This window comes from Motilibacter deserti, assembly GCF_011250635.1.
In the GTDB taxonomy this organism is placed as follows: domain Bacteria; phylum Actinomycetota; class Actinomycetes; order Motilibacterales; family Motilibacteraceae; genus Motilibacter_A; species Motilibacter_A deserti.
Genome location: NZ_JAANNP010000006.1, coordinates 118155 through 127813 on the forward strand (window position 1 = coordinate 118155; position 9659 = coordinate 127813).

Genomic DNA, 9659 nt, shown 5'->3' on the forward strand with positions numbered 1-9659 from the left:
GGTGAAGGGTATTCGCCCGCCGAATTCGGGTCAGGTGACGGGCGCGGGTGCGCCCGGCCTCCGACAGGGGTAGGGAAGCGCCATGCCCGAAGGCCACACCCTGCACCGCTACGCCGCCGCGCTCCGTGCGGACCTCGCCGGGCAGCCGGTGCGCGCCTCGAGCCCGCAGGGCCGCTTCGCCGCAGAGGCCGGGACGCTGGACGGCGCCGTGCTGGAGCGTGCCGAGGCGTACGGCAAGAACCTCCTGCTCGAGTTCTCGGCCGGTGGCACCGTGCACGTGCACCTCGGCCTGCGCGGGCTCTTCCTGCGCTACGACGACCCGGCGGCCGAGCCGCGCAAGGGGACGCGGCTGCACCTGGTGGGGGACCGTGCGGCGTACGACCTCATCGCTCCCATGACCTGCGCGCTGCTGGAGCCGGGCGCGGTCGCCCGGCTGCTCGCGACGCTCGGCCCGGACCCGCTGCGCCCGGAGGCGGACGGCGAGGAGGCCGTACGCCGGCTGCGGGCGCACCCGCGCAGCGTCGGCGCCGCGCTCCTGGACCAGTCGGTGCTGGCCGGGGTCGGCAACGTCTACCGCGCCGAGGTGCTCTACCGGCACCGGGTCGACCCGCGGGCCCCCGCGCGCGACGTGCCGGCCGCGACGTACGCCGCGATGTGGGAGGACCTGCGCGGGCTGATGGCGCGCGGCGTGCGGGTCGGGTCGATTCTCACCGTCGACGAGGCTCCGGACGACACCCCGCCGGAGCAGGCGCGCTACGTCTACAAGCAGCCGGCGTGCCGGGGCTGCGGCGGCCCGGTGCGCACGTGGACGCTCGACGGCAGGGACTGCTACGCCTGCGACCGGGAGCAGCTCGCGGACTGAGCCCTGCTCTGCCCGGCCGATGCAGCGCGCTGAGGGTCAGGACGCCCGGCGCGCCCCCCGCCCCTTGCGCATCCGAAGGTAGTCGCTGACGACGTAGGACCCCAGCCGGTCAGCAGACGGCTGAAGCATCCTTCCGCCGTTGCGGCGCACGACCTCGCGGACGAAGGCAACGAGCCGCGGGTCGTCGTCGAGCAGGAAGACGTTGAGCGCCGCCCCGCGGCGGGTCATGCGGTCGACCTCGGCCACCGTTGCGGTGATGGTCTCGTGCTCCGGCGGCCAGGCGAAGTAGGGCCGCCCGTCCGGCAGCAGGTGCGCGGTCGGCTCCCCGTCGGTGACGACGAGGACGATCGGCTCGGAGTTGCGGTGCTTGTCGAGGAAGCGGCTCGCGAGCATCAGCGCGTGCTGCAGGTTCGTGCCCTGCACCATGTCGGCCTCGAGGCCGGCCAGCTCTCCCGGCTGCAGCACCCGGGCGTACGACGAGAAGCCGATGATCTGCACGGCGTCCTGGGGGTACTGGCCGGTCACCAGCGCGTGCAGCGCCAGCGCGGTCTGCTTGGCCGGCCCCCAGGTGTCGCGCAGCACCATGGAGTAGGACAGGTCCACCAGCAGGCACACCGCCGCCGAGGACCGCCGCTCGGTCTCGACGACCTCGAAGTCCTCGACCTCGACGCTGACCCGGCCACCGCTCGCACCGCCACGGCGTACGGCGTTGCTCAGCGTGCGCACCACGTCGATCGGCTGCTCGTCGCCGAACTCCCACTGCCGGCTGGCGCCGGTCGGCTCCCCGGCGGCGCCGGCGTCGTGGACGTCGTGCGTCCCGCGGCCGGACGAGGCGAGGTCCTTGAAGACGCGGCGCAGGGCGGTCTGCCCGAGCCGGCGGATCGCCTTCGGCGTCAGCTCCAGGTGCCCGGCGTGCCGGGAGAGGTAGCCCTGCTGCTCGAGCTCGCGCTCCAGGCGGCGCAGCGCCTCCAGGTCGTCGACGGCCTTGCGGCCGAGGGCGCGCCGCACGGCCTCCTCGTCGATGTCCTCCAGGCTCGCGCCGGGGTAGTCCTGCGCGAGGGAAGCCTCCAGCTCGTCGAGGTCGGCGAGCTCCTCGAGCGCGCTCGTCGCCTCGCCCATGCCGAGCGGGCGGTCGCCGTTCATCCGCTGCCGGCCCTGCCAGTCCAGGTCGGGCCGGCGCCCGCGCAGGTGCCCCTGCAGCTGGGCCATCTGGTTCTGCAGGTCGAGGTCACCGAGCGTCTGCTCCATGAGCGAGGCGAGCTCGGCCCGCTGCTCGCGCGACATCGAGTTGAGCATCCGCTCGGCCGCCGCGGCGCGCCGGGCGAGGGCGTCGACGAGCTCCTCGAGGCTCTCCGGCTGCTCGGGGAAGAACTCCCCGTGCTTGGCCATGAAGTCCTCGAAGTCGGCCGAGGTGTGCTCGCCGCGCGCGTCCTTGGCCAGCATCTCGTTGAGGTCGGACAGCATGTCCTTGACCTGCTGCATGGCTCCGGAATCCGGGTTCTGCAGAGCCTGCTTCAGCCCACGGAACTGCGAGTCCAGCACCTCCCTGCGCAGCAGGTCCTGGATCTCGTCGTAGGTCTGCCGGGCCTGCGGCGACCGCCAGTCGTAGTCCGACAGCTCGCGCAGCGCCCGGGACGGCTCGCGGGGCAGGGAGTCGAGCTGGGCTTCGCGGAAGCGTGCTTCGTCCGACGGGTCGGGGAAGAGCGCCGCACGCTCCTGTCCGAGCGCCTTGTCCAGCAGCCGGCGTACCTCCTCCAGCGTCCCGTCCAGACGCCCGCGCTGTCGGGCCGCCTTGCGCTGCTGCCGGGTGCGCCGCAGCAGGTCGTCCAGCCCCCGTCGGCCGTCCATGCCACGGCGCATCATGTCGCGCAGGGCGTCCCGCAGCGACGAGCCCTGCAGGACGTCGTCGCCCAAAGCGTCCAGCGCCCGCCGCACGTCGTACGGCGGGGCCAGCGGGTCGGGCCCGTCCTCGTAGTGGCCGTAGCGGTAGGGCATCTCAGGCCCCGTAGAGGGTGCGCGTGCCCGGCTCTCCGACGGCTCCGGCGCCCTCTTCCTTGCTGATGCGCCGGTTCAGGAAGAGCCCTTCCAGGGCGAACTCGAGGGCGCTCGCGGCGTAGGCGGGGGAGTCCACCGCGTCGTCCATGCCGAGCCGCTCCATGATGTGGCCCAGCCCCTGCACGGTGCCGACCTGCTCGAGCAGGCGCGCGCCGGGCACGAGGTCGCCGCTCTCGACGATCAGCCCTTCGTCGAACCGCTCGAGGAGGGCAGGCAGGTCGCTCGCCGCGAGCCGCGAGCGGAACGCCTCGACCGTGGCGCGTCGCAGCAGGTGGTGCAGCACCTCGCGCTCGTTGCCCTCCTCGCTCACCTCGAACTCGACCTTGCCGAGCAGGGTGTCGACGACCGGCGGGACGTCGCAGAACCGCGCAACGGCGGGTGTCTCGCCGGTCAGCGCCGAGCGCCGCAGCGCCGACGACGCGACCGTCTCTGCGGCCGCGACGGCGAACCGGGCGGACACGCCGCTGCGGGCGTCGACGGACGGGGACTCGCGCACCTGCCGCGTGAAGCGGGCCACGACCTCCAGCAGGTGGTCGGGGACGTGCGCCGAGAGCACGGCCTCCTGGCGGACGAGGTCGACCTCGTCCTCGAGGCGCAGCGGGTAGTGGGTGCGCACCTCGGCGCCGAAGCGGTCCTTCAGCGGAGTGATGATCCGCCCGCGGTTGGTGTAGTCCTCGGGGTTGGCGCTCGCGACGAGCAGCAGGTCGAGCGGGAGCCGCAGCTGGTAGCCGCGGATCTGGATGTCGCGCTCCTCGAGCACGTTGAGCAGCGCGACCTGGATGCGCTCGGCGAGGTCGGGCAGCTCGTTGACCGCGAAGATGCCGCGGTTCGTGCGCGGGACCAGGCCGTAGTGCACGGTCTCCGGGTCTCCGAGCCGCCGGCCCTCCGCGACCTTGACCGGGTCGATGTCGCCGATGAGGTCGCCGACGCTGGTGTCCGGGGTCGCGAGCTTCTCGCCGTAGCGCTCGCTGCGGTGGACCCACTCGACCGGGGTGTCCTCGCCGGCCTCGGCGACGAGGCGCTGGGACGCCGCGGTGATCGGCATGTAGGGGTGCTCGCGGACCTCGGAGCCGGCGATGATCGGCGTCCACTCGTCGAGCAGCTCGACGAGGGTGCGGATGAGCCGGGTCTTGCCCTGGCCGCGCTCGCCCAGCAGGACGAGGTCGTGCCCGGCGAGCAGCGCCCGCTCGAGCTGGGGGAGGACGGTCTCGTCGAAGCCGACGATGCCGGGGAATCTGGTCTGGCCGGTGCGCATCCGCGCCAGCAGGTTGTCGCGGACCTCTTCCTTGACGGTCCGGTGGACGTGTCCGGTGGCGCGCAGCGCGCCCAGTGTTGCCGCTCGGGTCACGACTCACCGTACGTCCGGGCTGCGCGCCGCCGCGACCGCGGAGCCGTCCGCGCAACGCGTAATCCCGCTGCCCCGCCGCGCCTCCTTCCGCCTCCTCGCGGCAGAAGGAGGCGCGGCGGTTATCAGCTCGGGCGCCTGCCCGTCAGTCCAGGGCGAACGCCGGTGGCGCGTCGGCCTGCTCGCCGTCCTTGCCCCCGCCGGAGCCGCGCAGCGGCAGCTCGCGCAGGAACAGGGCGAGGACGAAGGCGAGCACCGCGACCGGCACGGCGCACAGGAAGACCGTCTGCAGCGAGTCCACGAAGGCCTCGATGACGGGGCCGTGCACCTCCGGCGGCAGCGCCTTGATGACGTCCGGGCTGCCGGTCAGGTCACCGGCCGGGATCGAGCCGGCCGCGCCCGCGGGCAGCTTGTCCGCGAGGTTCGCGCTGAGCCGCGAGGTCAGGACCGCGCCGAGCACCGCGATGCCGAGCGTGCCGCCCATGGAGCGGAAGAAGGTCGACGCCGAGGTGGCGACGCCCATCACCCGGAAGTCGACCGCGTTCTGGACGGCGATGATCAGGACCTGCATGACCAGGCCGAGGCCGGCCCCGACGATGAACATGTACAGCCCGCTGAGCCAGCGCGACGTGTCCGTGCCCAGGGTGGCGAACAGCGCCAGGCCGACGGCCATCAGCGCGGTCCCGACGATCGGGAAGACCTTGTAGCGGCCCATCGAGGTGATGGCCCGGCCGGAGGCGATCGACGTCACGAGGATGCCCAGCATGAGCGGCAGCATCAGCAGGCCCGACTGGGTCGGCGTGACGCCGTCGACGACCTGCAGGTAGATCGGGATGTAGATGATCGCGCCGAACATGCCGAAGCCGAGCAGGAAGCCGATCGCGCTCGTGACCGAGACGATGTCGTTGCGGAAGATGTCGAGCGGCAGGATCGGCTCGCTGGCGCGGGTCTCCCACCACACGAAGGCCACGCCGAGCACGACCGCGGCGACGAGCAGCACGAGCGAGAGCCCGTCGAACCAGCCGTACTCGGTCCCGGCCCAGGACAGGTAGAGCAGCAGCGCGGACGTGCTCGCGACGAGCAGCGTCGAGCCGAGGTAGTCGATCTTGTGCTGCTGCTTGTTGACGGGCAGCTTGAGGACGACCGCGACCACGACGAGTGCGACGGCGCCGATCGGCAGGTTGATGTAGAAGATCCAGCGCCACGAGGCGTGCTCCGTGAAGAACCCGCCCAGGAGCGGCCCGGCCACGCTCGACAGGCCCCAGACCGCGCCGAACAGGCCCTGGTAGCGGCCGCGCTCGCGAGGCGGGATGACGTCGCCGATGATCGCGAAGACCAGCGCCATGAGACCGCCGGCGCCGATGCCCTGGATCGCGCGGGTGGCGATGAGCTGGCCCATGTTCTGCGACAACCCGGCGAGCACCGAGCCCAGCAGGAAGACCAGGATCGCGAACTGGAAGACCGGCTTGCGGCCGTAGAGGTCGCTGATCTTGCCGTAGAGCGGCGTCGACGCGGTCGAGGTCAGCAGGTACGCCGTAGCGACCCAGGACAGGTGCTCCACCCCGCCGAACTCCCCGACGATGGTCGGCAGCGCGGTCGAGACGATCGTCTGGTCGAGGGCGGCGAGCAGCATGCCGAGCATGAGCCCGCTCATGACGGCGAGGATCTGGCGGTGGGAGAGGTAGCTCGGCGCCTCGGGCGTCGGTGGCGCGGTGGTCATCGGTTCTCCCCGTTCGGTACGGATGTGGTCGGGCGGGCGAGGTCGTCGGCGAGGCGGGCCAGCAGCCCGGCGAGCTGCTCGCGGTCGGCGGCGTCCCACGGGGAGAGGGCGGAGCCGAGCACGGCGCGGCGGGCCACACGAGCGCTGTCGATGGCGTCGGCCCCGGCTGCCGTGACGGCGACGCGGTAGGCGCGCCCGTCGGACGGGTCGCGGTCGCGGGCGACCAGGCCGAGCCGCTCCAGCGCCTGCAGGTGGCGGCTCACGGTCGAGGCGTCGAGCGCGATCTCGGCGGCCACGTCGCTCGGCCGGGCCGGCCCGCTTCCGGCGACGGCGTTGAGCACTCCCAGGCACGGCCCCTCGACGGGGGCGTCGCCCCGCGCCACTTTGAGCGCCCGGATCGCGCGGGCCAGCGCGTCGCCGATGACGTCGGCAGCGTCGCCGGAGGCGCTCCGGGAAGCAGTTGGTTGGGCCATGCAAGTAGATTACGCACGCCTGGTTGCGTCACGCAATTGGTTTTCCGCCGGGCAAGCGCGGGCCGGGAGAGCGCGGGCCGGGACATGCAGAAGGGGCGCTCCCCTGACGGGGAGCGCCCCTCCGCGGGGTGTGCGGCGCGTCAGCCGGCGTACGGCTTCGCGGCCTTGATGACGACAGGGATCTCGCGGCCGTTGGGCGCGGTGTAGCTCACCGAGTCCCCGACCTTCGCCCCCGAGATCGCGGTGCCGAGCGGGGACGTGGGGGAGTAGACGTCGATGTCCCCGGAGCTGCCCTCCCGCAGGCCCAGCAGGAACGTCATCTCGTCGCCGGCGACCTCGGCGGTCACGACCATGCCGGCCGTGACGACGCCGTCCGCGGACGCCGGGGGCTCCCCGACGCGGGCGTTCTCGAGCAGGGACTGCAGCTGGCGGATGCGCGCCTCCTGCTTGCCCTGCTCCTCCTTGGCCGCGTGGTAGCCGCCGTTCTCCTTGAGGTCGCCCTCCTCACGAGCGGCCTCGATGCGCTTGACGATCTCGGCGCGAGCCGGGCCACGCAGATGGTCGAGCTCGGCCTGGAGCCGGTCGTGCTGCTCCTGGGACAGCCAGGTCGCGGTCGCGCTCGTCTCGGTCACGCCATCGCTCCAGTCTTCGGTCACGTTCAGCCCCGCACCATCGCGGAGTCTGTGGGTGTACGTGGTGAATCGCCGATCCTACCGGCCCGGCGCGCGCCCCGGCCCCCTTCGAGCGACCGGAGGGGGAAGGCCTGATCCCGCTCGTGCCGGGCCCGTGCGGGCTCGGCACAGCCTGTGTGACGCGTGCCGTGCCGCGGCTCAGCGCAGCGAGCAGCGCACCAGCTCGGCGTTCAGCGCCTGCGCGCTCGTCGGCACCGTGAGCTCCACGACCGTCGTCCCGGCGCCGGCCGGCGCGACCGCCTCGGCCCGCCCGACGGTCGCGAACGACCGGTCCAGCGCGCGCAGCCGGCAGACGGCCTCGCGGTCGCGCGGCTTGGTGATCTGCACCCGGGTCGCGACGCCCCGCGCGTCCACGGGGTCGTACGACAGCACCCGTGCGCGCACGTCCTCGTCCGTGGCGCTGAGGCCGGCCCAGGCCAACCACCCGCCGGCCGCGACGGCGAGCGTGGCGACGGCCGCCACCAGGGCGCCGCGCCGGCGGCGCGTCGGCTCGCCGTAGCGCCCGGCCGGACGCGACGGGGCGTCGTGGCGCGCGGCAGGAGGCGGGACGGACAGCGGGACCCCTCGGGCTGGGCCGCGTACGGGACGGGCGCGGGCGGGCGGGACGATGATGGACCGGGAGGGCGCCGGAAGACGCGGGGCGCCTCCTCATGTTCCCATAGCGGGCGCGCAGCGCCTGCGTGGCGACGCGCACGGACTGGAGCTGGAGGGCGAGTGGCGGAGCAGTTGAGGCTCCTGGCGGTGCATGCGCACCCGGACGACGAGTCGAGCAAGGGCGCCGCGGCGATGGCGCGCTACGTCTCCGAGGGCGTCGACGTGCTCGTGGCGACCTGCACGGGAGGAGAGCGGGGCGATGTCCTCAACCCGAAGCTGCAAGGCGACCCGGAGATCGCGGCGAACCTGCCGGCGATCCGCCGGCGCGAGATGGACCGGGCGCGCGAGATCCTGGGCGTCCGCCAGACCTGGCTCGGCTTCGTCGACTCCGGCCTGCCGGAGGGCGACCCGCTGCCGCCGCTGCCCGACGGCTGCTTCGCGCTGCAGGACGTGGCCGTCGCCGCCGAGCCGCTCGTGCGGGTGATGCGCGAGTTCCGCCCGCACGTCGTGACGACCTACGACGAGGAGGGCGGCTACCCCCACCCCGACCACATCATGTGCCACAAGGTCACCGTGGCGGCCTTCGAGGCAGCGGCGGACCCCGGCGCGTATCCCGAGGCCGGGGAGCCGTGGCAGCCGCTGAAGCTGTACTACAACCAGACGTTCTCGCGCCCGCGCACGACCGCGCTGCACGAGGCGCTGCTGGCCGCTGGGATGCCCTCCCCCTACGCCGAGTGGCTCGAGCGCTGGGCGGACCGGGCGGACCGCGCCATCACGACCCACGTCGACTGCGCCGCGTGGTTCGACGTCCGTGACCGGGCGCTGCTCGCCCACGCGACGCAGGTGGACCCGGACGGCTCGTGGTTCGCGTGCCCGCTGGACATGCAGCAGAAGGCGTGGCCGACGGAGGACTTCGAGCTCGCCCGCTCGCTCGTCCCCGTCGCCCTGCCGGAGGACGACCTGTTCGCCGGCATCCGTTCCGAGCTCGGGGAGCCGGCCGCATGAGCACCTCCTTCCTCCTCGCGGCGCCGGCCTCGTCGCCGGTCCGCAGCCTCCTCGCCGTCGACGAGGTGGACGAGTCGAAGATCACGCCGGGGCTCACCGGCTTCCTGCTCTTCGTGCTCCTCGGGGTCGCCCTCTGGCTGCTCATCCGGTCGATGAACCGCCACCTACGCCGGGTGACCTTCGAGGAGAAGTCCCCCGGGGCCACCTCGGCCGAGCCCGCGCCTCCTGCGCGGGGACCCGGCCCGCAGGGGCCCGGAAGGCCCGCCCCGCGAGCGTGAGCGTGCGGCACCACCGCTGAGCGCGTGAGCATGCGGCACCGGCGCTGAGCGCAGCCGGCCCGGGAGAGCAGGGGCCGAGGTCCCGGAGGCGCCCGGGACGTGAGGTTCAGTGCGCGCACGCTGCTGCCGATGGAGATCGAGGAGCCGGTCGGGCTCCCCATCGACCTCCCGGAGCATCCTGTGCATCTGCGTACCTCCGCCCCGCGGCGCCGGCCCACGCTGGTCGGGCTGGCCGTGCTCGGGCTGGCCCTGCTCGCGGGCCTGCTGCCCGCTTCCGGTGCGCGCGCCGTGGCCTCCGAGGTGTCGGCGGCTGCGGCAGCCGCGCCTGCGGCGGCCTGCCCGCCGGCGAAGAAGCCCGTGGCCAAGAAGCCCGTCGCCAAGAAGAAGCCTGCGGCGAAGAAGAAGCCCGTCGCCAAGAAGAAGCCCGCGGCGAAGAAGAAGCCCGCCGTCACGAAGAAGCCGGCCGCCAAGAAGAAGGCGTCGGCGAAGAAGAAGGGCTCCGCCACGAAGAAGGCTGCGCCGAAGCAGCTTTCGGTGAAGCTGGCTGCGGCCAAGAAGGTCGTCGCCAAGAAGCCGGTGGCGAAGAAGAAGCCTGCGGTCAAGAAGCCTGCGGTCAAGAAGCCGGCGGTCAAGAA

At 73.2% G+C, this 9659-nt stretch carries 9 protein-coding genes and 1 pseudogene; 4 read left to right on the forward strand and 6 right to left on the reverse strand.

What is annotated here, in order from left to right:
• The first annotated feature begins 82 nt into the window (after nt 1-82).
• Nucleotides 83-862, forward strand: coding sequence for an Fpg/Nei family DNA glycosylase (locus G9H71_RS11815; protein WP_166282006.1), 780 nt, complete (start codon nt 83-85; stop codon nt 860-862).
• Nucleotides 863-898: 36 nt separating this feature from the next.
• Here the strand turns inward: G9H71_RS11815 and G9H71_RS11820 are convergent, their stop codons facing one another.
• The 6 genes from G9H71_RS11820 to G9H71_RS11845 form a co-directional block, all read right to left on the reverse strand.
• Complete coding sequence (locus G9H71_RS11820; RefSeq protein WP_166282008.1) at nt 899-2857, reverse strand: vWA domain-containing protein; 1959 nt, start codon at nt 2855-2857, stop codon at nt 899-901.
• Nucleotide 2858: 1 nt separating this feature from the next.
• Nucleotides 2859-4265 carry a sigma 54-interacting transcriptional regulator gene (locus G9H71_RS11825; protein ID WP_331272930.1) on the reverse strand — a complete coding sequence of 469 codons (1407 nt, stop codon included), beginning with the start codon at nt 4263-4265 and terminating at the stop codon, nt 2859-2861.
• A gap of 142 nt (nt 4266-4407) precedes the next feature.
• The gene (locus tag G9H71_RS11830; RefSeq protein WP_166282010.1) at nt 4408-5982 is read right to left on the reverse strand and encodes an MDR family MFS transporter; all 1575 of its coding nucleotides are present in this window, start codon (nt 5980-5982) and stop codon (nt 4408-4410) included.
• Nucleotides 5979-6455: a MarR family winged helix-turn-helix transcriptional regulator gene (locus G9H71_RS11835; RefSeq protein ID WP_166282012.1), complete on the reverse strand. Its 477-nt coding sequence runs from the start codon at nt 6453-6455 to the stop codon at nt 5979-5981. The genes G9H71_RS11830 and G9H71_RS11835 overlap by 4 nt, the downstream gene beginning before the upstream one ends.
• Before the next feature lie 140 nt (nt 6456-6595).
• Entirely contained in the window at nt 6596-7087 is a 492-nt protein-coding gene (gene greA, locus G9H71_RS11840) for a transcription elongation factor GreA (protein WP_166282014.1), read from the reverse strand.
• 198 nt (nt 7088-7285) lie between these two features.
• Complete coding sequence (locus tag G9H71_RS11845) at nt 7286-7609, reverse strand: DUF4307 domain-containing protein (RefSeq protein WP_166282016.1); 324 nt, start codon at nt 7607-7609, stop codon at nt 7286-7288.
• A gap of 252 nt (nt 7610-7861) precedes the next feature.
• On the opposite strand from G9H71_RS11845, the gene mca reads away from it, so the two are divergent.
• The 3 genes and pseudogenes from mca to G9H71_RS11860 all read left to right on the forward strand — a co-directional run.
• Nucleotides 7862-8746 (forward strand): mycothiol conjugate amidase Mca, encoded by an 885-nt coding sequence (gene mca / locus G9H71_RS11850; RefSeq protein WP_166282018.1) that lies wholly within the window; start codon nt 7862-7864, stop codon nt 8744-8746.
• Nucleotides 8743-9024: a hypothetical protein gene (locus tag G9H71_RS11855; RefSeq protein WP_196792001.1), complete on the forward strand. Its 282-nt coding sequence runs from the start codon at nt 8743-8745 to the stop codon at nt 9022-9024. The genes mca and G9H71_RS11855 overlap by 4 nt, the downstream gene beginning before the upstream one ends.
• Before the next feature lie 99 nt (nt 9025-9123).
• Nucleotides 9124-9659, forward strand: a pseudogene (locus G9H71_RS11860) (hypothetical protein); the annotation flags it as partial.

Excerpts from the sequence above, each read along its gene's own strand:
- G9H71_RS11815 (WP_166282006.1), top strand. The coding sequence starts at position 83 with ATGCCCGAAGGCCACACCCTGCACCGCTACGCCGCCGCGCTCCGTGCG.
- G9H71_RS11830 (WP_166282010.1), bottom strand. The coding sequence starts at position 5,982 with ATGACCACCGCGCCACCGACGCCCGAGGCGCCGAGCTACCTCTCCCAC.
- G9H71_RS11855 (WP_196792001.1), top strand. The coding sequence starts at position 8,743 with ATGAGCACCTCCTTCCTCCTCGCGGCGCCGGCCTCGTCGCCGGTCCGC.
- G9H71_RS11835 (WP_166282012.1), bottom strand. The coding sequence starts at position 6,455 with ATGGCCCAACCAACTGCTTCCCGGAGCGCCTCCGGCGACGCTGCCGAC.
- G9H71_RS11820 (WP_166282008.1), bottom strand. The coding sequence starts at position 2,857 with ATGCCCTACCGCTACGGCCACTACGAGGACGGGCCCGACCCGCTGGCC.